Genomic DNA, 22,608 nt, shown 5'->3' on the forward strand with positions numbered 1-22,608 from the left:
GTGCAAAGATACGCGTTTACGATTCTATTGATTGATCTTTTTTTGTAGAAATTTTCTCCTCGGCCGCCTCATACTTCTCCCTGAACTCCTGGCTCATTTGCTGATATTTCCTGTTCTGTTTTGCCTGGTCCCATTTTTCCTTGAAGATAGCCGCCGATTTTGCCTTCACCGGGTCTGGCTCATTGGGCAATTGTTCCCGGCCATGGGCCCCACTCTGCCCCTTTTTGTCGTCTGGCACGGGCCCGGCATACTTCTTCCCTGATTTGTGGTTGGCATACCGGCGACTGCGGGTATAGCCCATCTGCAGGAACTTGCGGGCCATGTCGGCCCCCACAAAATCGTGCTTTGCCAGGTACTCCTCAAAAAGGCCATATAACTTTTCCGACGACTCCTGTGCGATCTCCGGGGTTTTAAAGCGCCAGTGCGGCAGTATCTCCGACTTGTAGGGCTCTACCAGCAGCACGCCCTGCTCGCCTTTGCCAATGCGGTATAGCTCCGGGCTCTCCCTGAAGTTTATCGTCTTGAAGTCGAGCTCGTAGTTAAAAGTTTTCTTCCTCGTTGGTGTTTCTGGCATAGGAAACGTTTTTGACTGGGGTACTCTGGTACACCGGGTACTGCTCTGGATAAATTACGATAAAGCTGTTGTCCTTGTAGTTTCTTGACAGCACGCGCGGCACGTAGTCGAGGGTGCTGTTGTAGGACACGGTGCTTTTTCTGGCTGAGATCACAATCACCATGTCGTCTTTCTCCAGCTCCGACTTCATGGTCGCGATCTCGCTCAGGTCGTTGTATGGCTTGTAGTCGGCTTCCACGGATGGCTTGCTGTCGGTCACTACTTTTCTGAGCTTGTTTAAGGTACGCTTACGGCCCCGGAACACGATTGGCGCACCCAGCTGCTGCGACAGTAGCTTCACGCTCCTGATCCAGCGCATAAAGCCCCTTTCCAGCTCGGCGTTTGTCGGCACGATCACCACGATCCGGCCGGTGGTGTTCAGGGGCTGTATGATCTTGCACACCAGAATCATTTCGTCGGTGTTGTCCAGCAGGCTGTCTAGCACTGTCCCGAAAATGCGGTCGCGGGTGGTTATCTTGGCGTTCCAGCCCAGCACTACCTCCGTTATCATCAGCTCTTTGATGGCCCGCAGAATTCCGCTCGACACGTTGGTGTCTATTTTAGAAACCAGCTGCACATCGCTGTCGGTGGCGGAGGCGTGCGTGATGGCCTCTTCCAGCATTTTGTTTTTCTTGAATATCTCCTCCTCCGCATGCTCATTGTCGATCACCACGGCCAGCGGGTAGATCGGCTCGTCATGATTTGGGTTCTTGAGCATCACCGACAGGTCGATCAGGCTTTCTATCGTTTTGGGGTTTCCGATTGGCACCAGTATCCTGTCTGGCTTCACACTCATATCCGGCTTTCTTCTGCTCTCCACTATAGCGAGTTTTCTGCCCACCTTCTCCGTTGAGAACGAGCTGATCATACTCGAAACAAGGATCAGCACGACGGCCCCGTTCAGGGCGCTTTCACCCAGCAACCCGATTTCATACCCTGCCAGCACCACGGCCAGCGTGGCAGCGGCATGGGCACTGCTCAACCCGAAAATCAGGTTGCGCTGCAGGATGCTAAACTTGAACAGCTTCTGCGTGACATAGGCCGCCGCATACTTGGCCAGCGGGGCCAATACCACGATAGTACCGGCAATTAGCATGGCGTTGGTGTCTGTGAATAACACCTTCAGGTCTACCAGCATGCCTGTGCTGATGAGGAAGAAGGGGATGAAGATACTGTTGCCGACAAACTCGATCCGGTTCATCAGGGCCGACGAGTGAGGGATGAGCGGGTTCAGGGCAAGCCCGGCTAGGAACGCGCCGATGATGGCTTCCATACCTGCCACCTCCGACAGAAAAGCCGCCGCGAACACAACAGTCAGCACGAATATATACTGCGCCCCTTTTTCGCTCTCCAGCTGCTTAAACATCCAGCGGGCAATTTTCGGGAAAATCCATAGCACCACGCCCACGAAAATGACCATCTCCGTTACCATCCAGATCCAGAACCCCATGCTGGTGCTTCCCTGTGTGGAGTTGATGATGACGGCCAGCACAAAGAGCACTGCCGTATCCGTGATCAGTGTTCCGCCTATCGTCAGGGTCACGGCTTCGTTTTTGCTGAGCCCCAGCCTGCTCACGATGGGATAGGCCAACAGCGTGTGTGGCGCAAACATACTGGCCAGCAGGATGGCAGGCTTTATCTCATACCCATGTATATAGAAAAAGACCACCGTGCCCAAGCTGATTGGGATTAGGAAGGTGAGCGAGCCGAAGATGAGGCTTCGTACTTTATACCGCTTGAAATCGATCATATCAATCTCGAGCCCGGCCTGGAACATGATGTAGAGCAGACCCACCGTGCCGAACAAAACGATACTTGCGTCGCGCGCCAGTATATTGAATCCGTTGGGCCCCAGAATAACGCCAGCCACAATCAGCCCTACAATTCCGGGTACCCTTATTTTTTTCAGTATGATCGGCACCACCAGTATAATCAGAAGCACCAGCGTGAATATGATAACCGGTTCTTCGAACGGCAGGGTCAGGTTAATATTTGTCAGCATTCTTTTTTAGTCTTTCTTATGCATATGCCTTACGGTCCTCAATATATCGATTTTTCCTCTGTATAGTTTTGATGTAAGTCTTTTGTCCCCTTATACAGGTGTGTTTCTTCACCTTTCCACAACTTCTGTTACCTAATAACTTTTTATAAAATGATTTTCTTAAATATTCCTCTTTCACTATCAGGTGTGTTCATAAGTGGACAACTTTACTCAATTCTGTGTACGGAGGACAACTTGTTTACATTGCAAGGCTTTTCACCAGATATCTTTAGGGAGTGTTGATTTTATCTTGTTGATGTATAATAAGTTGGATGGATTATACACATAAAGGGCATTCGTGTGTATTTCTTTATGAACAATCCACAGGTACGTTGAAAATGTAATTTATGAGGCAATGTTATACACCGTAATCCACTTTTTCACTCTTACACAGGTGTGTATTTAGTGTTCCGGGTCGGGGTGTGTAAAGTATCCAACATGTTACCCACGCTTATCCACAGTTATCCCACCCCGTTTGTGGATTTCTTTGAAGTGTGTATTTTTCACGCGGCCCAGCTAGTTTATCGCTTCAGCGACCCACTGATTTTACGGTATAAATATTCTGGCCTCTTTCGTTTTTATGAGCGGATTGTGGGGAAATGAGTTGGTGTATACAGTGCTCACCTTACTGCTACTCCCTTGGGAGCTGAAAGGTATAGGCTGTAAGGCTTGGGTCAGGTGGGGTATAGGAATGCCGACTTATGAGCTATTAAGGGTATGCTGCCGTAGTCAAGGCTAACGGCGTAGTGGCATATTATACCAGTTTCAATTGATTAGCATGCGTGGCAATTAGCCTTAGTCAAATGATTTCTCATTTCACCCTCTATGGAGCAAGCGTCCGCTTGTGATGCCATCCACCTGCGGCATATAGCCTTACAATGGCAGCACAAGCGGACGCTTGCGCTAGTGTTTGTAAATTCCCTAAGCACGTACTTCCTGAGCTCAGCAGTATACCCTTTCTTGTCTAGCAGGGCAGTTGGATGGACAGAGTAAGCTGTTGGAAAAGTTGATTGGGTAGAAGCTGGTGTGGTGAGGCGTAGAGCTGGGTATGGCAGTTCATAGGGAATACTGCCCGAAAATATTCCAACGCAAACCCCATTCGATTATGGTAATCCAGTGGTATTGTACCTCTAGCTGGTTGATTGATGGGCTCATTTAACTAAACTTCCCAAGCCTATGATATAGCGTGGCCAACAGCTTTCTGAAGCTTCTCACAGAGCGGGCAACCAAGATTTGGTTGCCCGCTCTGTGAGAAGCTGTGTTTCCCTTCCGTTGCCAACTGGTATGATTTGTCTGATGTTAAGTCGCTTCATTTCCTGGGGTATAATGATGGGTCGACATACTCTTACCAATCTATCCAGGAAGTGCCTTTGGTCACAGCATCCGCTACATGAGGGAAAGCTTGTAGCGAACGGAAAGTATGTCGATTAGGCAAGCATACGCCATTAGGGGAGTGGCTTACAATTTTGCCCGATGCAAAGGGCTTTTTATTGAAACCTGGGATAAATGATTCCAATTGAAATTCGTGAAATCTTTAGCGAGTTCACATGCTTTATAATAGCCAGTCGTGTTCGCTCTTGGTCCAGGCTGGCAGTTCAGCAGAACTATACGGTGACAATAGGTATAAAAAAAGGAGGCTATCATACCTCCTTTCAACTTCCACGCTTTCTAAAATTCCAGATGGATGTCATCTCGTTCCCAATTTGCCCGGACATCAATCGCCTCCGGATAGATGTAAACTTTCTCTGGTGCATTTTTCATTTCCGGGTCTCCTTTGTCCCAGTTTCCATTATTGTTTTCATCCACCAACACTCTGACCCTATACGTTCCGGGCTCTATGTTTTTGAACACATTTTTCTTAGGGTCCCTTTTTTCTTCCACCACTTTATAGTCACTGTTCAATAACTGCACAATATACGATGTGCTCTTGGTGGTGATACTTCCACTGATGGATCCGGTTCCGCGCGCTTCTGCTATAGCAATGCCAATAGGCCTGAAAGAAAGCGGATCTCCCTGCAACGGCAGTATAGCGGTGCTATCGAGATTCACCTGCAGCTGCTTTACGCGATTGTTTACGTCGGGCAAGATAAAGCTCAGTGCTGTGCCCGTTCTATCCAGCCGGATTTGGTCTGGGTAATTAAGTTGTGCCACTACGATTGTGTCTGACATGAGTGTCACTGGGTTGGTGCCATTTATGCGTACCGGCGTTTCAAGTTCCAGCGTAATTGTCTCGCCTGGTCTATATCCTCCTTTGGTGCCGATGTTCATAACCTTTAGCTGCGCACCCTTTATACGTGCTGCGCGCTTTCCTTCAAATGCTATCTCTAGTGTGTCTATGGCCATATTTCCCGAAGAATCAACAGCGGTAAAGATCGTTTTTCCACCATTGTACTTCGATGTTTTGAACAACTCTATTGCCTTTCCATCACGCGAGACTTGCTGTACCAGAGTATCGGTTTCGCTGCCCGGTAGTTTCGCCGTTACCTGTGCTATACCCTCATTATAGTTAGCTACAAATCGGTCGGTATACTTTTCACGCTGCAGCAGGATCGGCTTTTTAGTATCCAGCCTCACCGTGTATAGCGTTACTGAATCAGTATGTGGCATGATGCGCAGTGGCTCTGTCAGGTAAGCGATGCGCTCCTCTTCCGAATCATAGTAAGTGTTCTTATTCTTATCTATCAGAGCATACACCCTGTATGAACCCTGTTTTATATTTTCTATCTGGTAATTGCCTTCCGCGTCTGTGATGGTTAGATAGTATGGCCTGTTCTTCCGGACGCTCATCGTGTCCTCGGCCTGGTATAAAGCTACCACAGCATCCTTCTCTGGGGTCTGCTTCAAAAGGTTGATAACTCTACCGCTGACGCTGCTGGAGTCAATAAAAGAACCGGTGCTAAACGATAATTTAAGCCCCTCAGCCTTGTTTTGCTCTGTGATATCCACAATCCCTTCCCTGAAATTAAAGGTAAAAGTAGTACTGTCCTGCAGCGGTTTTTCAAACTCAAGCGTCAACTCGTTCCGGTTAGACTTGACCTCATATTTGTTTGTGATGTTCGGTGTAATCAACAATTCCTTGGTCAGGCTTTTCGGTTGAACCTCTTCGTCAAATACCAGCCGAATGACGCTTGTCTTTACATTCAGTTGCTGGTCTTGTGGGCTGCTGGACTGCAGTGTCGGTGGGACCAGGTCTTTCGCTCCTCCCTCCGGAGTGCTTATAGTAGCACAGGCAGTAATACCCGCTAGAGAACTTGCTAATGCAATTGCTTTGATAAACCTCATTGTTCTTTCGTGAAATCCGTGAAATCAAAATAGGCAAACTTTCGCTTGCCTATCCGGTAACATGGTGAATTGGTGTGTCTATTTTCTTTTTGCTACAAAGATCAGGCTGGAATAATCATTGCCGTTTTTCTCAGCGTAGCTGTTCGACTTGTAGCCGTTAAGTACGCTGTTCAGCATATGGTTTTTGCCGTCTTTCTGCTTCTCGCTAAGCAGGCTGACATAATACGCATCGAACTTCATAGGCAAAACTTCTTCCAACACCATTTTATGTTTCTTCAGGAAACGTTTCATCGTAGCCTGTGTGAAATGGTATAGATGACGGGGCACATCGTAAGCAGCCCAGTTCTCCTTGTACTCCTGCGCATCATGCGAGTCAGCGTTTGGTACGGCTATCACCAGTGTGCCGTCCTCCTGCAGGTTTTCGAGCAAGTGGGCCATGGTTTCGTTTAGGGTATGGATATGCTCTAACACATGCCACAGCGTTATTACCTCAAACTTTTCGCCCTGGATATCCTGAAGGCTCTCCGCAATGAGCTCCCCCGTTTCCGCAGAGGCTTCTTCCCGGGCCCTCGTATTTGGCTCAATGCCTCGTATCTCCCAACCATCCTTTTTGCACGCCGACAGGAACACGCCAGTTCCACAGCCATAGTCCATGATGCTGCCTTTTGTTGGCGCATGCCTGTTGATAAGCTCTACCTTTTGCTTGGTCGTGATGGTGCGCACCACATGGTATGCCCTGTTGATAATTCCTTTTTTTGTGTTGCTATGCGAAATGTATTCCTCTGATTCGTAGTACTTGCCAATGCTTTGCGCGTCGGGTCTGGGGTTCGTGAATTTGAAAGTGCAGTTTTCGCACTCCACAATCACAAAGCTCTCTTTCGACACTGCATTGTCCGTTACAACGATAAAGTTCTTGAACTCGGTTTTGCCACAAATAGGGCAGTTATCCAGTCTTTCGTAGCTCATTTATTTTCCCAGGTATACCATAAGTACTGATATGTCGGCTGGCGTGACGCCACTGATTCGGGATGCTTGCCCGATTGTTTCAGGATTAATCTTCAGCAGCTTTTCCTTTGCCTCAGCCGACAAGGCAGGTATGTTTCGGTAATCTATTCTTTCTTTGATGATGTAGTTCTCGAGTTCGCTCATTTTAGCAGCCATAACATACTCCTTCTCGATATAGCTCTCATATTTTACCTGAATACCGGCTTGCTCCACACTGTCTTTGCCGAATCTGTTTAGGTATTCAGCGATAGATGGCACGGCGGCTGCCAGGTGCTCAATCTCTATATTGGGCCGTTTGATCAGCTGGCCTGCCCGCTGTTTTTCTACAATGGGAGCAGATCCCAATGCCTCTAGCACAATGTTGATATCTGCGGGCTCAATAGGCTTATTATTCAAGTAGGCGATGATTTCACCCGTTTCTTCTATCTTCTTATCCACAGCTTTTTTGCGTGCGGCGTCTGCTAATCCAAGTTCATACCCAAGCTTTGTGAGCCGGATATCTGCGTTATCCTGGCGTAATAAAATACGGTGCTCTGCCCGGGAGGTGAACATGCGGTATGGCTCGTTGGTGCCTTTGTTTACCAGGTCATCAATCAGCACGCCAATGTAGGCTTCAGAACGCTTCAGTACGAAAGGCTCTTTTCCGTGGATTTTGTTGTGCGCATTTATACCGGCCATCAATCCCTGGCAGGCCGCTTCTTCATACCCAGTTGTGCCGTTTATCTGGCCCGCGAAATACAGGTTCTCCACTAGCTGCGTTTCCAGCGTAAGGTTAAGTTGGGTAGGCGGAAAGAAATCATACTCGATGGCATAGCCCGGGCGGAACATCTTCGCGTTCTCAAACCCTACAATCTTACGGAGAGCCTTTAGCTGCACGTCTTCCGGCAGCGAGCTCGAGAATCCGTTCACGTATACCTCCACTGTGTTCCATCCTTCCGGTTCCACAAATATCTGGTGCCGGTCACGGTCTGCAAAGCGATTGATCTTATCTTCAATGGACGGGCAATAGCGTGGACCCAATCCCTGGATGCGTCCCTGAAACATCGGCGATTTTTCGAATCCTGTTTTCAGGATCTCGTGCACCTCCGGGTTGGTATAGGTGATGTAGCAGCTCCGTTGCTGCGGAAGCGGCTCTGTGTTGGTATATGAAAACTTTGATGGCTTCTCATCTCCGTGTTGCTCCTCCATACGGCTGTAGTCGAGCGAGCGGCCATCTACCCGTGGGGGTGTTCCGGTTTTCATCCGGCCAGCCTCGAAGCCTAATTCGATGAGTTGTTCTGTGATGCCTTTGGCTGACTTTTCTGCGGCTCGGCCCCCTCCTAGCTGCTTTTCGCCGATGTGGATAATGCCATTAAGAAACGTGCCATTCGTTAATACAACGGCTTTTCCGCGTATAGTTATCCCCAGGCTTGTGCGTACGCCAGTAGCTTTTCCATCCACTACTTCAATGCCTGTTACCATCTCTTGCCAGAAGTCAACGTTCTCGGTTTGCTCCAGCGTTAGGCGCCATGCTTCGGCAAATCGCATGCGGTCACTTTGTGCACGCGGGCTCCACATAGCCGGTCCTTTTGATTTGTTCAGCATACGAAACTGAATCATGGTCTGGTCAGTGATGATTCCGCTCATACCTCCCAGGGCATCTATTTCCCGCACAATCTGCCCTTTCGCAACGCCACCCATAGCCGGGTTGCAGGACATTTGCGCAATGGTGTTCATGTTCATGGTGGCGAGCAGCACCTTCGAGCCCATCTTGGCTGCAGCCGCAGCGGCTTCGCAGCCTGCGTGCCCAGCGCCTACAACTATAATATCGTATTCTGGAAACATGTATTCTGAGTTTAGGGATGTTTCACGTGAAACATCCACAGGGGATTGGTAATTCCTTTTCTGCGATTAAAATTTACGCAAAGATAAGGAAGAATCTTCTTGTTTACGCATAAGTGCCTCTTCCTCTTTAGACTTATCGCGAAAGCCTAACAGGTGGAGCACCCCATGGATGATGACACGGTGCAGTTCGTCTTTAAAGGAGGTGCCTATATCTTTGGCATTGTCGCCAACTCGATCTACGCTTATAAAAATATCACCTTCAACGGTGCCGTCTTCGTCGGCATTGTTGAAGGTGATGATGTCTGTGAGCGTGTCGTGATCAAGATACTCCACATTGATGCTATGGAGGTAATCGTCGGAGCAGAAGACGTAAGTGAGGTTGTTGAGTTCCTGTCCGTGTTTTGCTACAACGGTTGCGATCCATTCAGCGACTTCGTCAGGGTCATGTAGCTCAAACTCGATATCTTCGCTGAAGAACTCAATTGGATATTCCATTCTGTGAAGGGAAGACATTAAAAACGAGCTGAACTTTCTTGCCGCTGCTGTCGAAGTTTACCTCATCGCAAAGGTTCCGCATCAAGAAGATACCACGGCCACCGGGGCTTTCGAGGTTTTCTGGGGCGGTAGGATCCGGCAGATTCGCGAAATCGAACCCAGGGCCTTCGTCTTCAACTTCAAAAAGCAGTTTGTTGTCTTCTACCTGCAACGTGAGGTAAACGTTCTTGTCTTTATCAAACTTATTCCCGTGACGGATCGCGTTATTTACAGATTCTGTAACAGCAACCATGATGTTGCCATAGATGTCATCTTCAAACTCAAACTCGTCTTTTGAGTTGTCAATAAAGCTTTCAATTACTCTGATGTTCTCGATTAGGGAAGGAATCTGAATTTTAACCTGATTCATATTAATCGTTAAGTGTAAATTAGGTGCGTTTATTTACTGATATTCTGAAAGTACTCATTAACCTGCCGCTTGTAGTATGGTGACAGTGCAGGCGGTATAGTTTTGAGCAATTCAGTTTGTTTATCTTTTGCCTTAATATACTTATCAAACGAGGGCGGTACCTTCCTAGCCATTTCCTGGGCTGTTTTCGCCTCCCGTTTGTTGTCCAATTCTCTTTCCTTTGCAGCTTTCTCTGCTTCGAGCAGTCTGGTTAGGATTTCACGCTGGCGCATCAGGGTTTGTTCAGTCAATCGTTTATTAACGAGATCAGTCTCGCTTTGTTCCATCATCTTGCTGATATTTCCCATGCTGCCATTTTGGCCTTTTTCTCCGGGTTTCTGCCCCTGCTTCTCAAGTTCTTTCAGTGCGTTTCGGAGAGCCTCCTGCTCAGCAGCCAATTTAGCTAATTCTTCAGAAAGTGCCTTGCCTGATTTGCCTCCTTTTTTCAAATCATCGATTTTTTTGTTCAATTGTTGCTGCAGTTCCCCAAGGTTTCCGGGTTGCGGCTTGTTTCCCTTCTGTTTGCCAGCCATACTGCCCATCTGCTGCATGGCCTGCTGCATTTGTTTGAGCGCGTCGTTCAGCATAAGAGCGAGGTTGTTCATGCTGGTCATGGCCAGTTGCTGCTGCGCGGTGGCCTTTCCCGGGTTGCGGTCGCGGAGCTCCTGCACGCTGTTGTCCATACCCTGGTTCATGGCCGCAACTTCCCGTGTTACGAACGATTCAATCTGAAACACTTTCTTGGCCAGGGCAAAGAGACTGTCCTCTATTATCTGGGCATTGTCGCGCAGGCTAAGCTGCCGCTCCGAAAGGGTGATAAAGCGCGGGTCGCTTTGGTTCACGCCGCGAAACTGTTTCATCAGGTCTTCCTGATCAAATGAAAGCTTGATCAGGTTGTCGAGGATGTCGCGCAGGTCATCCAGGTTCTGCGACATGCTTTCCATACTCATCGAGCTGCTCATCTGCTCCATTTGTTGGGCCATTTGCTGCATCTTCTGCCCTGCCTTCTGCTGCGACTCGCTGGCTTTCTTGTTTTGCTGTTTCTGCAGCTGCTGCTGGCTCTGCTGCATGTCCTGCTCTATGCTTTGCTCGTCTTTTTCTTGCTGCTGCTCATCCATTGAGTTAGGATGCTCCATCTTCTCGTTCAGATCCTCCAGCTCCTTCACCTGCTCTTTCACGTCCTTGAACTCTTCCTGAAGGTCCTTTTGCTGTTCCTGCAACAACTGATTGTCCTCCTGCTTCTGATCCGTTTTCTCAGCAAGCTGCTGCTGTTCTTTGGCCATGTCCTCCAGCTTGTTCTTAATGTTGTCAAGCTTTTGCTCGAACTGCAGCTGCTTAAAGAGCTCTAAGGCCCGCTCCAGCTCACGCTCCAGGTTCCGCTCTTTGTTATCGAGCTTGCTGAGGAGCTTTTGCATTTCAGTGTCGTTTGGCTGTTGCTGTTGCAGTAGTTTCTCCAGCTCCTCGTACAGCTTCTTGGTCTCAGGGTCGAGTAGCTCGTTCATCAGCTTCTGCAGTTCCTGCGCTTTCTCAGCCAACTGCTTGTCCTGCTCGCTCAGCATGTTCTGCTTCTTGTTGAGCTCATCAAACAGGGCTTTCATGGAAGAGATGTCCTGCTCTAACTGCTTTTTCTTCTCCATCAGGCTTTCCAGCTGTTTTCGGTCTTGCCAGTCCAGGTCGCGCTTTGCCTTCATCTTCTCTTCCGAGCGTGCGAGTTCCTGCTGCAGCTGCGTGGCTTTGTCAAGGGTTTTGCTCATCTGGCTGGCCACAGACTGCGAGTTATTGTCCAGTTCCTTCTGCAGCTCGCGCTTGTCGGGCACCTTCATCGTGAAGGTGCGGGTGCGGGCAGCCTTTGGGCCGTGCAAGCCATCGTTGTCCCATACCTGCACGAAGTACTCCAGTTTATCGCCAGGCTGCATGTTCAGCGCGGCGGTGTTCCATTGGTAATAGTATGTCTGGCTGAGCTGCTGCTTGTTCAGGGGCAGAGCCTGGGTTTTGTAACTGGCCTGCGGTGTTTTGTCGTTGTTGATGCGGTAAAACAGAGCCAGGCGGGTAAGGCCATAATCATCGGACACGTCGCCGCCCAGCACCGTGTAGGTATAAAGGGCCGTGTCTTGGTACTGCTCTATGCTGATCTGTGGGTTCCGGTCGGGGATGGTGGTGATCTGGTAATTGATTTGCTCTTTGTTGCTGCTATACTTGTTGCGGAGCTGTATGCTGTAATTCTGGCTCTGTTCAAATGTTCTGCTGGCGCTAAAACGGCCCTCCGCTTTTGTGGCCGGAATCGCCTCTGCGGGCGAGGCAAAGTCTAACACAATGCGATCGGTGTCCGTTGCCGAGAAATCCCAGGTGATGGTACTCCCCTCCGGGATGGTGGCGTTTCCGGTATTCAGTACCTCATCAGGATTTCGCTTGAGGTATGCCGGATACTGCACCAGCATCCGGAAGTCTTTGAGGTTGGGGCGCGACAACACAGCCAGGGTATACTCGTCGGAGGCAAAGCCGGATCCTTCCAGTTGAAACTCCACGGGCTTCTGCAGCTGCTTAAAGGTATAGGTAAACGCGCCGTTGCCAGCGGCGCTCAGTTTTTGGCGGCGGCCATTGTACGTGATAAACACTTCGCTTGGTATAGCCTTGCCTTCTACGCGCACATCCAGCGCAAAATCCTCGCCCCTAAAAGCCTGCAGCTGGCTATTCTGCACCACAAACGAGAAGGGAGCCAGCGGCTCATAGTGCCTTTTGTAGTGAACGATTCGCTCGGTGCCCTGCACGAAAATAGAGGGGTATACCAGTACGATGAGCAGGGCGATGAGGGCCGGTAAGGCAACATACTTCAGGAGAGGCCGATTGTCGCGGTACGTAACAGCGTCTGTGAAACGGTATGCACCCATCTGGCCCGAGCGCTGCGCAATGCTTGCCGCGATGAGGTCATTGGTGAGATCGAGGTTCCTGAGCTGAATCGCGTTGAGGAGCTTATCCCTGATTTCGGGGTAGTGAGAGCCAACCCGCAGCGCGGCCTGCTCGTCAGAGATCACCTTCTTGAGCCGGGCCAATGCAGAGACGGGCAGGGCGATCCAGCGCACAAACACATACACCACAAACGCCACAAACGAGAAAAGCAGGAAACCGCGCACCAGCTGCGGAAAGTAAAACATGTACTCGAGCAAACTGTACACGATATAAATAGACAACAGGAGCCCAACAGCGAAGATGCTACCCCGCAACAGCATGTTGAGGTAAAACTTCTGCTTGAACTCCTGCAACTGATGCAGCAACTGATCGAGCGCATCGGTGTGTTTCATGTTCATTCTCCTTGATGATTGGTCACATCATAGCTATAGTTGTAAGTTAACCAAATACCGGTAAAGTATTGCTGTTAAGTACAAAGTGCCGCAATTAAATGCCTTACTATATAAACTCCCCCAGCCCTTTCTTTAGTATACCTCCCCAACGCCAACTCCAGCAGCACCGGGCAATGGTCGGAATGCTTCGCCTCGGTTAAGATGGCGGCGCGCTTTAGTCTGTGCTTCAGGTTCTCAGTAGCCATGTTATAATCAATACGCCAACCAAGATTTTTGTTGCGGGCTCCGGCACGATAACTCCACCAGGTATAGTTGTGCGGCTCAGGGTTCAGGTGCCGGAACGAGTCGATGAAGCCGCTCTCGATAAACTGGCTCATCCAAGTGCGCTCCTCCGGCAAAAAGCCCGAGCTGTTCGCGTTCGATTTCGGGTTATGAATGTCAATGGGCTGGTGGCAGATGTTGTAGTCGCCGCAAATAAGCAACGCCGGCAGTTCCTTTTTCAGTTCATTGATGTAGGGCAGAAAGTCGTCGAGCCACTTGAACTTATACCCCTGGCGGTGTTCTCCGCTTGAGCCGGAAGGCATGTACACGCTCATCACCGAAACATCCCCGTAATCTGCGCGCAGGATGCGGCCCTCCACGTCGTAGCACTCCATACCGCAACCAACTTCCACGTGCAGCGGCTTTTCTTTAGACAGGATGGCGACTCCGCTATAGCCTTTCTTCACGGCTGGGTGCAGGTATACATGATAGCCCAGCTCCTCAAAGTAGACTTTATCGAACTTCGACGCGTCTGCCTTGATTTCCTGCAGGCACAGTACATCCGGATTGGCGGCTTTCAGCCAGTCTCCGAAGCCTTTGGTGAGCGCGGCGCGAATGCCGTTTACGTTATAGGTGATGATTTTCATAATTGAAAAAGGACGCTAGACACCAGACATTAGATTTTAGACAATACTTTTTGTTTATGAAAAATAAAGTCAAGTGTCTAACTTCTGTTATCCAGCGCCTTGTTAAAATTCTTCTGATCGGTTAAAGTACTCGATTACGTGCCATTTGAGCATGTTTTCCTGCTCCCGCAAATTGGCAAACGGAATCGTTTTGACGGCGCGGTAATGCGGCCATCCTTCTTCGTCGGTACTTGTCAGCTCGTAGTAGCCGGAGATGCTGAACACCTTACAGGTGGCGATGTGCATCAGGTCCTGCTTTTCCTCCTTGGTAAACTCCCGGATCCCCTTCCCCAGTTCCTGAATCCCGATGAGGAACAGGATGGCATTCATGTCCGGCTTTTTGCCAAACTGCTTCATCAGCATGGCGCGCAGTTGTGTCCAGTTGTGTTCTAGGTTATCAGAATCGAACATAGTTTGATTGTTAATGGATGTTTGCTGCTTGTTAATTGGGTGTTAGTTTCAGCCAACAATTAACAAGCAGCAATTAATTACTCAGCACTCCCCCGCTCCTTCAGCTCTTCCCAATACTCTACCGCTCTCCTGAAGTGCGGGATCACGATGGAGCCGCCCACAAGGTTGGCGATGGAGAAAACCTCCATAATCTGATCGTCCGTAACACCCTCATCATAGCACTTGCCCACGTGGTATTTAATGCAGTCGTCGCAGCGCAGCACCATGGAGGCCACCAATCCCAGCATCTCCTTGGTTTTTACGTCCAGGGCGCCATCGGCATAGGTGTTGGTATCGAGGTTAAAAAAACGCTTGATTACTTTATTGTCGTAAGACATGATGCGCTCGTTCATGCGCGTGCGGTAGTCGTTGAATTCTTCTACTAAGCTCATTGTTGTTTTTGCTATTGCCCGTAAAGATTTAGAAAGGGTATATAAATTATGCGAAGTTAAGTATTATCCCTTAAACCACGGCTTCCTCACTATGTTCGACGATCTGCTTTCGCTACTGTTCCCAAGGAGTTGTTACGCCTGCGACGGCGCCATGGCCCGGGGCGAGCACTACCTTTGCACGAAATGCAGTATGAAGCTGCCATACACCGACACGCATGTGTATGGGGCAACCGAGCTAAACCCTTTGCAGCGCAGGTTTTGGGGCAAAGTGCCCGTGCGGTTTGCATTCGCCTACCTGCATTTCGTGCCCAAAGGGCGGGTGCAGCGGCTGTTACACAAACTGAAATACAGAGGCGCACAGGAACTGGGCGAGCACCTGGGCCAGCGCTACGGCTCCCTCCTCTCCGACTTCAGGTATCAGGAGCAGTTCGATCTGGTGGTGCCTGTACCGCTGCATAAACACAAGCTGCGCCGCCGTGGCTATAACCAGGCCGAAAGTTTTGCGAAGGGGTTGGCGGCGACCATGCAGCTGCCGCATAATGGCAAGGCGTTACATCGCACTACCGATACGGCCACGCAAACCCGCAAAAACAGGCTTGACCGCTGGGAAAACGTAGAGCAGGTGTTTCAGGTGCCACATCCGGAGTTGGTGCAGGGCAAGCGGGTGCTGCTCGTGGACGACGTAATGACAACAGGCGCCACTCTGGAGGCTTGCGCCGTGGCCTTGCTGGCGGCAGGCGCTACTGAGGTGAGTGTGGCGGCAATTGCGGCGGCGTGAGTTTAGCGACAAGGCGTTTTAAGGCAGCTTTGTCTTTTTTAGCCACACCGTCAGCTGCATCCCTTGATTGGTTTTTCCCATATACCACTTAAGCAAAGGATGTAAGGGTTTAGGTAAATGGTATACGATGCTCACATCATATTCATGATGAGCAATTTGAAAATCAAGTTTCCTGGAAAGTTCTTTGAATGATATGAGTCCGAACTCATATAGATGGAAAGGTTCGTGCATAGGGCTTAAGTTCGTTACATAAGTAGTCCCTTTAAGCCTGTAGTATAGATTAAGAATTTTAGAGACAAGCCAATCCGATGAGGGTACTTCAATTTGAATTATACCATCAGGCGACAACCAGCGTAAAGCTTTTTCGATGCATTGGGCAGGATTATACAAGTGCTCTAATACGGCTCCGAAGGTAATGAAGTGAAATGCTCCTTCAGGGTAATCTGAATCCTCAATCATACCTGTTTTAAGCCTGTCCGGAGAAATCCCCATCACATCTAGCGCCTTATTCCTAAACGAAACAGATGGTTCCAAGCCATACGTGTCAAACCCTGCTCTCTCCAAAGAAATCATACATTTACCGATTCCAGCACCGATGTCTAAGGCTTTCATGCCTTTTTGGAAGGCAATCAGTTTTTTAGCAGTTTCTATTTGCCGAGAAAAGTAATTTGGGTTAACCTTAAAGTATGCTTCTCTCCAATAGCTTTCGGGAGGTATGCCATAATGAGATTGAATATCAAATGGCACAGGCTGTGGGTTGGAGTAGATTAAAGAGCAATTCGTGCATCTTACAACAGTAGTTGTTATACCCCACTTTGACTTTGGTGCAAACCCTTGTGACTTATTAAGCCTCTGCCCTAAAATCTTATTTTCAGAAGTTGGGCGTCCACAGAAATTGCAGTTTTCAATTTCGTCAAAGAAGTACTTCAGTCTCTCCATATAAAATATACTTCTTAATTACCTAGCTCGTCTGCTCCCGGTGGATGTCGGACAGGCTGGGTTCGGCATACTCAATCTCCTCCTGCTGCTCCAACTCGTCCAGTTTTTCTTTTACCTCGGCGTAATCGATAAGCGCGGGCACTTCCATCACGAAGAAGTCCTCGTTCACCTCAACCGACACGCACCCCAACGCGGCAAACTGCTTGCGCAGATCCAAGAGCGGTGTCTCCTCATTTTGCCGGATCACCTGTATGGTGGAGTTACCCGACGGTGTGACCGTCTGTTGATAGAGCAGGCCTTCCTCCATCCGATCGAAGGTGGCGCGCACAATGTCGCCGGTAGCCACAAGCGGGACATAGTATGGGATGCTGTCTATTTTATATAGGTGCCGGGCTGCGTCTTCTTCTCGGGCCCACAGCGTCTCGGTCATTTCTTTCCCGAAGAGGCTGCTGTTGAACCGGAAAATGATCTGATGCGCTTTCTCCTGATCACTCATTTGTGTGTTGGGTTTGTTAAAAAGCAAAAAAGCCCGGAACTGCTTCCGGGCTTTTTATATGTCAAAGAGAATGAATGCTTACTTGTTTGAGCCAGCGTTGATCATGGCGCAACGGAAGCCGATGGTAGCCGTGGAAGAATCCTGTGCCATGAAACGACGCGTGCCCGGAGACAACCAATAGGCTACGTCTTTCCAGGAGCCGCCCTTGAATACACGCACCTCGTTGTTGATCAGAGAGTGGAATCCTTCGGTTGAGTCGTAATTCTCCGTCTCATCCAGGTATCCGTCGCGGCGGAAAGGGTTAAGGTCTTCCACGTCCTGGTAAGAAAGCGGGCGGTAGATGTCCTGCACCCACTCGTTTACGTTACCAGCCATGTTATACAGGCCGAAGTCGTTTGGCGGGTAGCTGTAAATATAATCCGTGATCATGGCTCCGTCGTTCAACGAACCTGCTATACCGGCATAGTCACCGCGGCCGCGCTTGAAGTTGGCCATGAACTTACCCATCTGCTTGCCATACGGGTTACGCACCTGGTGTCCGTCCCATGGGTATAAACGGCGGTTGTTCTGGTTCTCGTCTTCCGTATACTGCGTGCCGATCATGGCTTGCGCCGCGTATTCCCACTCCGCCTCTGTTGGGAGACGGTAATTTGGCAGGATAAGACCTGACTCGATGCCTGGAGTCGTGCTCTCTACGGGTTCAGCATTGCCCTTTTTACGACCGAAAAGGCCTCTACGACCGCCACCGCCATCAGTTTCCTGCTTCACGAAATTCTCGTTCACTTTGGCTGTGCGCCAGTTGCAGAAATCGTTGGCCTGCAGCCAGCTTACACCCACCACCGGGAAGAAGCGGAAACCTGGGTAACGCAGGTAATAAGTTACGTAAGGGTCGTTGAACGACAGCTGGCGCGACCAAACAGTAGTGTCTGGCAGGGCAGCCTGGTATACTTCAGGCAAAGAGTCCTTCTTGAGGTAATGCAGGTACTCCAGCCAGTGAATGTTCGCCACCTCAGTCTCATCCATATAGAAAGAGGCCACGGTTACGGTGCGTTCTATGTTGTCGCGCGTCATGGCGATGTCCTCTTCCATAGAGCCGAGCACTGTGCGCCCACCCTCGATGAACACCAGGCCTGGGCCCTGCGGGAACTCAGCGTACTCAGGAACATCAAAGGCCTCTTCATCCTCCCCATACTCGATACCAGTGGCAGTGCTGTAACCGCCCGGGTCCGTGCTGGTAGGCTGCCCCCCTTTTGAGCAGGACGACAGGAGAAACCCTCCCATAACTGCAACTGACAAATACTTAATTAACTTCATAAGTTTAGTACCCAATTAATATAAGGTTCTTGTAACGCAAAATAATGTGCAATTATAATTAAAATCAGAATGCCGGACAAACAATGTTTCTGTTTAATTTGTGGTTATTGCGGCTTTGGAACAAATCTTTGAAGCCAGCGGGTTCAAAAATCAGTGAAATTTCGTTGGCACCGCCAGCTTCCGCGCTAAACCCCTGCAAGCCAATATCGTGGCTGTAGCCAACCCGCACATTCTGGAGCTCCAGACCCAGCAGCACTGCCAGGGTTTTGTCCTGATTAGTCCCATTGGGCATCGGTACTCCTTTGTATATAAATCCTAACGTGAGCGGCGTGTAGATAGTATATAGGCCTATGTCTAAGCGGGTTAAATTTTGCTGCTGAATAAATGTAGCCGTTGGCAGGAAGCTCAGCTCAAAAAGCTGCCCCTGCTCTTCATAGGATTTAGCATAAAATTTATATCCGGCGATGGCCGTGAAACGGAGCGGCAACTCAGTTTCCTGGTTGAAGCCATAGCCAGGCCTGTTCAGGTGCGCCGCCGTGAGCCCGACCCAGAACTGCCTGGTATAGGCGAGCCCGCCCACCGTGAAGTCTAGGTAATAGCCTGGCTCAAAACTCCTTGCCTCTGCCGACGTGAGCGCCACCAAGCCGTTGTCCGACAGCTGGTCGCCAAACACGAGGTTATCGGAACTTACGCGCAGCGAGGCAACCGAAGCCTGCAAGCCCGCCGACATGGCCCAATTCTCCGTCAGGTTGGTATGGTAGGCATAGCCGCCCGAGAGCTGCCACTTCTGCAGGCCCCCAATACCGGCCCGGTCCTGCTGCACGAGCAGGCTCACGGCGCTTTTGGTGTCGGGCAGCCTGTAGTCGGCGGTAAGCTGGCTGGTACGGAAGGAGCCGTTGAGGGCAGGCCACTGGTTGCGGTGCGCAAGCGCCACGCGCCACGCGCTGTTGATGCCGGCAAAAGCGGGGTTGAGGTATAGCCGGTTTGCATACTGCTGGGTAAGGTGCACGTCCTGCCCCGCAGCCGCAAGCGCGCAGAGGCAACTAACGCATACCATCAGAATACTTTTTAAACCCATACCTATACCAAAAAAGCTTGCCGCTACGCTATTATAAAGGGGGCTACAGTCAGGCGCAAGCCGTAACTTAGCACGGTTTTGGCTATGAAAAACATAGTTTAGCCTCTATATTAGTACATTCACCGAAAAGACGACCTTTCCTATGAAAAAAGTTACCATCGGCTTCTTTATTTTTCTGGCCCTGCTGCTGATCATGGCGGCCTTGGTGCCTGTTTTGTTCAAAGATAAAATCAAGCTGGCCCTGGACAAAGAGATCGCCCGGAATATTAACGCCGAGGTGCTCTACCAAACAGACGACGTGAGCCTCTCGCTCTTCCGCGACTTCCCGAACCTGTCGCTAGGCGTCGATAACCTCTCCGTGATCGGCAAAGACTCCTTTGCCACCGACACGCTTGCCCGCATACCCTCCTTCCGGATGGGGCTGAACCTGATGAGCGTGGTGTCGGGCGACGAGCTGAAGGTAAACTCCATTACTTTAGACGAACCGGTGATACGGCTTATTGTGCTCAAGAGCGGCAAAGCCAACTGGGATATTTTTATCAGCGACTCCACGGCCGCCGAAACAGCGGCTGACACTGCCGCCAGCGATTTTAACATGGCCATCAAAGGCTGGAAGGTGAACAACGGCACGCTCTACTACGACGACCTGACCATTCCGTTCGGGATGGCCGCCTACAACGTGAACCACAGCGGCAGCGGCGACTTTGAGAAGAACGTGTTTGATATGAAGTCGGAGACGACGGCGGACCGCTTCACGATGACCTACGACGGGGTGAACTACATCCAGAATGCCAAGCTGAAAGGCGACGTGACCATGGCCATGGACCTGAACAAGTCGCTTTATACCTTCAAAGACAACAACATCCGCCTCAACGAGTTTCCGTTTACGTTTGCCGGCAGCATCCTGATGCCCGACGAGGCCATTGACATGGACCTGACCTTTGCCGCCACCGAAACAGACTTCCGCAATGTGCTCTCGGTGGTGCCGGGCATGTATAGCGAGCAGTTCGAGAACATCAAGACCGACGGAAAACTAAGCTTTGAAGGCTATCTGAAGGGCCGCATGCTGGATACCCTGATGCCTGGCTACGGCGTGGACCTGAAAGTGCTGAACGGCATGTTTAAGTACCCTGACCTGCCTGAGGCCGCCCGCAACATTAACGTGGACATGAGCGTGGACAGCCGCAACGGTGAGCTGGCCAACACCAACGTGGACATCCGCAAGTTCCACCTCGACCTCGGCAAAAACCCTGTAGATGCCAAAATGACCATCAAGGGCCTGGACAAGACCATGCTCGTGGATGGCAACGTGAAGGCGAACGTGGACCTGGCGGAGATGACCAAAGTGTTCCCCGTGGAAGATATGACCCTGCGCGGCCTGCTGAAAATAGACGCCGACGCCAAGGGAACCTACTCCGAGACCAGCATGCCGGTAATAAATGCCGACATGGACCTGACCAACGGCTACGTCAAATCAAAAGACTTTCCGGCCCCGATCCAGGGCCTGCACATGATCACCAATGTCCGCAACACCACCGGCAACACCGACGATACCCGCATCAACATCGAGCAGTTTAACATGACCCTCGATGGCGAACCGCTGGAAGGCCGCCTGTTGGTGCAGGGTATAGACAAGCCGGTTTTCGACGGGCGCATCAAAGGCATCCTCGACCTCACCAAGCTGACGAAGATCTTCCCGCTGGAGAACACGACGCTTTCCGGCCGTATAAACGCCGATGTGGCTGCCAAAGGCAAGATGAGCGACATAGAGGCCGAGAAGTATAACAACATCACCGCCAAAGGCACCATGGCCATCAGCAACCTCAGCTTTGTGAGCCAGGATATGCCGCAGGGTATGAAAATCAGCAAGGCCAACGCCACCTTCAGCAACGAGCGCATCAACCTGCAGAACATGAGCGGAAGCCTGGGCCGAAGCGATATTCAGGCCAGCGGCAGCCTCTCGAACTATATAGGCTACGCGCTGGCAGACAACCAGTCGTTGCGCGGCACTTTCAACATCAGCTCAAACAAATTTGACGTGAACGAGTGGATGGTGGACGAAAACACAGGGGCTCCGGTAGACGCCGCTGCCTCATCGGGTGTGGTAGAAGTGCCCGCCAACCTGGATATGGCCCTGAACATCGATGCCAAACAGGTGCTTTACGATAACCTGACGCTGAACAACGTGAGCGGACAGGTGCAGGTGAAAGACAAGATAGCCAAGCTCAACAAGGTGACTTTCAACACGCTGGGTGCCACCTTTGCCACTAGTGGCAGCTACAACACGCAAAACCTGCTGCAGCCGCTCTTCGACATGAAGCTGGACATTCAGGACCTGAGCTTTAAAGAGGCCTTCAACTCCTTCAACACCATCAAAACCCTCGCCCCGATTGCCGCCCTGCTGGACGGTAAGTTCTCGACCAACTTTGCCTTTGCCGGCGAGCTCGGCCAGGACATGATTCCCGTGTTCCAGACCCTGGACGGCTCGGGTGTGATCAATGTGCTGCGGGCTGCGGTGGGCAATGTGCCTATTGTAGACAAGATTACCAGCCTGACGCGCCTCGACGAACTGAAGAAGTTTGTGATCGAGAACAAGAGAATAGACGCTGAGATTGTGGACGGCAGCCTCGTCATCAAACCCTTCGACCTGAAGATAGGCAACGTGGAGATGAAAGTGGGCGGCGCAAACAACGTGAACGGCCAGATTGACTACGTGACTGCCCTGAACGTACCGACAGGCAAAGTGGGCCGTGAGCTGAACTCCCGCCTTGCCGGTTTGCTGGGCAATGAGAGCCTGGCTACTTCCGAGCGGATCACGCTGAACCTGAACATCGGGGGTACCGTGTCTGACCCGAAAGTGGCGCTGGTGGGGGGCTCCGTGAAAGAGCAGGCTGCCGATGTGGTGCAGAGCGTGGTGCAGAACAAGCTGGACGAGGCGAAGCTGAAGGTAGAGCAGCGCAAGCAGCAATTGCAGGACAGTGTGCAGAATGAGCTGAACCGCCGAAAGCTGGAGGCTGAGCAAAAGGCCCGCGAAGCGTTGGATAAAAAGCGCCTGGACGCCGAGCAGCAGCTAAAGAAGCAGGCCACCGACAAAGTGGGCGGTTTCCTGAAACAGCTCACCAAGCCCGCGCCCACACCAGCTGACACAGCCAAAACCGGGAACTGATACGAACGGTAGTATAACACAAGGATGCTGGCATCTAAAAC

General features: G+C 50.6%; 17 protein-coding genes. 2 read left to right on the plus strand and 15 right to left on the minus strand.

Annotated features, from left to right (window positions below):
* Nucleotides 1–16: 16 nt before the first annotated feature.
* The 11 genes from MKJ04_RS02895 to MKJ04_RS02945 all read right to left on the minus strand — a co-directional run bounded on the left by MKJ04_RS02895 (nt 17) and on the right by MKJ04_RS02945 (nt 14,796).
* Nucleotides 17–574, minus strand: a complete 558-nt coding sequence (locus MKJ04_RS02895) for a DUF4385 domain-containing protein (RefSeq protein WP_241639191.1) — start codon at nt 572–574, stop codon at nt 17–19.
* Nucleotides 540–2,615, minus strand: coding sequence for a cation:proton antiporter (locus MKJ04_RS02900; protein ID WP_241639194.1), 2,076 nt, complete (start codon nt 2,613–2,615; stop codon nt 540–542). Before MKJ04_RS02900 ends, MKJ04_RS02895 begins: the two co-directional genes overlap by 35 nt.
* 1,707 nt (nt 2,616–4,322) lie before the next feature.
* Nucleotides 4,323–5,936 (minus strand): Ig-like domain-containing protein, encoded by a 1,614-nt coding sequence (locus MKJ04_RS02905; RefSeq protein ID WP_241639197.1) that lies wholly within the window; start codon nt 5,934–5,936, stop codon nt 4,323–4,325.
* Between the two features lie 78 nt (nt 5,937–6,014).
* Nucleotides 6,015–6,902 (minus strand): class I SAM-dependent methyltransferase, encoded by an 888-nt coding sequence (locus MKJ04_RS02910; protein ID WP_241639200.1) that lies wholly within the window; start codon nt 6,900–6,902, stop codon nt 6,015–6,017.
* Nucleotides 6,903–8,765: a tRNA uridine-5-carboxymethylaminomethyl(34) synthesis enzyme MnmG gene (mnmG, locus tag MKJ04_RS02915; protein ID WP_241639203.1), complete on the minus strand. Its 1,863-nt coding sequence runs from the start codon at nt 8,763–8,765 to the stop codon at nt 6,903–6,905.
* A gap of 66 nt (nt 8,766–8,831) precedes the next feature.
* Nucleotides 8,832–9,260: an rRNA maturation RNase YbeY gene (ybeY, locus tag MKJ04_RS02920; RefSeq protein WP_241639206.1), complete on the minus strand. Its 429-nt coding sequence runs from the start codon at nt 9,258–9,260 to the stop codon at nt 8,832–8,834.
* The gene (locus MKJ04_RS02925; protein ID WP_241639209.1) at nt 9,244–9,669 is read right to left on the minus strand and encodes an ATP-binding protein; all 426 of its coding nucleotides are present in this window, start codon (nt 9,667–9,669) and stop codon (nt 9,244–9,246) included. Before MKJ04_RS02925 ends, ybeY begins: the two co-directional genes overlap by 17 nt.
* A gap of 29 nt (nt 9,670–9,698) precedes the next feature.
* The gene (locus MKJ04_RS02930; RefSeq protein ID WP_241639212.1) at nt 9,699–13,007 is read right to left on the minus strand and encodes a DUF4175 family protein; all 3,309 of its coding nucleotides are present in this window, start codon (nt 13,005–13,007) and stop codon (nt 9,699–9,701) included.
* A gap of 74 nt (nt 13,008–13,081) precedes the next feature.
* Complete coding sequence (locus MKJ04_RS02935) at nt 13,082–13,915, minus strand: exodeoxyribonuclease III (RefSeq protein WP_241639214.1); 834 nt, start codon at nt 13,913–13,915, stop codon at nt 13,082–13,084.
* Between the two features lie 102 nt (nt 13,916–14,017).
* Nucleotides 14,018–14,365 carry a hypothetical protein gene (locus MKJ04_RS02940; RefSeq protein ID WP_241639216.1) on the minus strand — a complete coding sequence of 116 codons (348 nt, stop codon included), beginning with the start codon at nt 14,363–14,365 and terminating at the stop codon, nt 14,018–14,020.
* A gap of 77 nt (nt 14,366–14,442) precedes the next feature.
* Nucleotides 14,443–14,796 (minus strand): carboxymuconolactone decarboxylase family protein, encoded by a 354-nt coding sequence (locus tag MKJ04_RS02945; protein WP_241639218.1) that lies wholly within the window; start codon nt 14,794–14,796, stop codon nt 14,443–14,445.
* A gap of 91 nt (nt 14,797–14,887) precedes the next feature.
* On the opposite strand from MKJ04_RS02945, the gene MKJ04_RS02950 reads away from it, so the two are divergent.
* Nucleotides 14,888–15,574, plus strand: a complete 687-nt coding sequence (locus MKJ04_RS02950; RefSeq protein WP_241639220.1) for a ComF family protein — start codon at nt 14,888–14,890, stop codon at nt 15,572–15,574.
* Between the two features lie 18 nt (nt 15,575–15,592).
* Here the strand turns inward: MKJ04_RS02950 and MKJ04_RS02955 are convergent, their stop codons facing one another.
* From MKJ04_RS02955 to MKJ04_RS02970, 4 genes are all read right to left on the minus strand, one after another.
* Nucleotides 15,593–16,513 carry a class I SAM-dependent methyltransferase gene (locus MKJ04_RS02955; RefSeq protein WP_241639221.1) on the minus strand — a complete coding sequence of 307 codons (921 nt, stop codon included), beginning with the start codon at nt 16,511–16,513 and terminating at the stop codon, nt 15,593–15,595.
* Between the two features lie 22 nt (nt 16,514–16,535).
* On the minus strand, nt 16,536–17,009 hold the full coding sequence (locus tag MKJ04_RS02960) for a DUF4265 domain-containing protein (protein ID WP_241639222.1): 474 nt from the start codon (nt 17,007–17,009) through the stop codon (nt 16,536–16,538).
* Between the two features lie 78 nt (nt 17,010–17,087).
* The gene (gldJ, locus tag MKJ04_RS02965) at nt 17,088–18,323 is read right to left on the minus strand and encodes a gliding motility lipoprotein GldJ (protein ID WP_241639224.1); all 1,236 of its coding nucleotides are present in this window, start codon (nt 18,321–18,323) and stop codon (nt 17,088–17,090) included.
* Nucleotides 18,324–18,387: 64 nt separating this feature from the next.
* Nucleotides 18,388–19,380, minus strand: a complete 993-nt coding sequence (locus MKJ04_RS02970; protein ID WP_241639227.1) for a PorP/SprF family type IX secretion system membrane protein — start codon at nt 19,378–19,380, stop codon at nt 18,388–18,390.
* Nucleotides 19,381–19,543: 163 nt separating this feature from the next.
* Between MKJ04_RS02970 and MKJ04_RS02975 the strand changes: the two genes are divergently transcribed.
* Nucleotides 19,544–22,567: an AsmA-like C-terminal region-containing protein gene (locus tag MKJ04_RS02975; protein ID WP_241639231.1), complete on the plus strand. Its 3,024-nt coding sequence runs from the start codon at nt 19,544–19,546 to the stop codon at nt 22,565–22,567.
* Nucleotides 22,568–22,608: the final 41 nt, after the last annotated feature.

The sequence above is a fragment of the Pontibacter sp. E15-1 genome (assembly GCF_022601975.1).
Taxonomy (GTDB): domain Bacteria; phylum Bacteroidota; class Bacteroidia; order Cytophagales; family Hymenobacteraceae; genus Pontibacter.

Excerpts from the sequence above, each read along its gene's own strand:
- MKJ04_RS02950 (WP_241639220.1), top strand. The coding sequence starts at position 14,888 with ATGTTCGACGATCTGCTTTCGCTACTGTTCCCAAGGAGTTGTTACGCC.
- MKJ04_RS02930 (WP_241639212.1), bottom strand. The coding sequence starts at position 13,007 with ATGAAACACACCGATGCGCTCGATCAGTTGCTGCATCAGTTGCAGGAG.
- ybeY (WP_241639206.1), bottom strand. The coding sequence starts at position 9,260 with ATGGAATATCCAATTGAGTTCTTCAGCGAAGATATCGAGTTTGAGCTA.
- MKJ04_RS02960 (WP_241639222.1), bottom strand. The coding sequence starts at position 17,009 with ATGAGTGATCAGGAGAAAGCGCATCAGATCATTTTCCGGTTCAACAGC.
- gldJ (WP_241639224.1), bottom strand. The coding sequence starts at position 18,323 with ATGAAGTTAATTAAGTATTTGTCAGTTGCAGTTATGGGAGGGTTTCTC.
- MKJ04_RS02910 (WP_241639200.1), bottom strand. The coding sequence starts at position 6,902 with ATGAGCTACGAAAGACTGGATAACTGCCCTATTTGTGGCAAAACCGAG.
- MKJ04_RS02935 (WP_241639214.1), bottom strand. The coding sequence starts at position 13,915 with ATGAAAATCATCACCTATAACGTAAACGGCATTCGCGCCGCGCTCACC.
- MKJ04_RS02970 (WP_241639227.1), bottom strand. The coding sequence starts at position 19,380 with ATGGTATGCGTTAGTTGCCTCTGCGCGCTTGCGGCTGCGGGGCAGGAC.
- MKJ04_RS02955 (WP_241639221.1), bottom strand. The coding sequence starts at position 16,513 with ATGGAGAGACTGAAGTACTTCTTTGACGAAATTGAAAACTGCAATTTC.
- MKJ04_RS02940 (WP_241639216.1), bottom strand. The coding sequence starts at position 14,365 with ATGTTCGATTCTGATAACCTAGAACACAACTGGACACAACTGCGCGCC.
- MKJ04_RS02925 (WP_241639209.1), bottom strand. The coding sequence starts at position 9,669 with ATGAATCAGGTTAAAATTCAGATTCCTTCCCTAATCGAGAACATCAGA.
- MKJ04_RS02895 (WP_241639191.1), bottom strand. The coding sequence starts at position 574 with ATGCCAGAAACACCAACGAGGAAGAAAACTTTTAACTACGAGCTCGAC.
- MKJ04_RS02905 (WP_241639197.1), bottom strand. The coding sequence starts at position 5,936 with ATGAGGTTTATCAAAGCAATTGCATTAGCAAGTTCTCTAGCGGGTATT.
- MKJ04_RS02945 (WP_241639218.1), bottom strand. The coding sequence starts at position 14,796 with ATGAGCTTAGTAGAAGAATTCAACGACTACCGCACGCGCATGAACGAG.
- mnmG (WP_241639203.1), bottom strand. The coding sequence starts at position 8,765 with ATGTTTCCAGAATACGATATTATAGTTGTAGGCGCTGGGCACGCAGGC.
- MKJ04_RS02900 (WP_241639194.1), bottom strand. The coding sequence starts at position 2,615 with ATGCTGACAAATATTAACCTGACCCTGCCGTTCGAAGAACCGGTTATC.
- MKJ04_RS02975 (WP_241639231.1), top strand. The coding sequence starts at position 19,544 with ATGAAAAAAGTTACCATCGGCTTCTTTATTTTTCTGGCCCTGCTGCTG.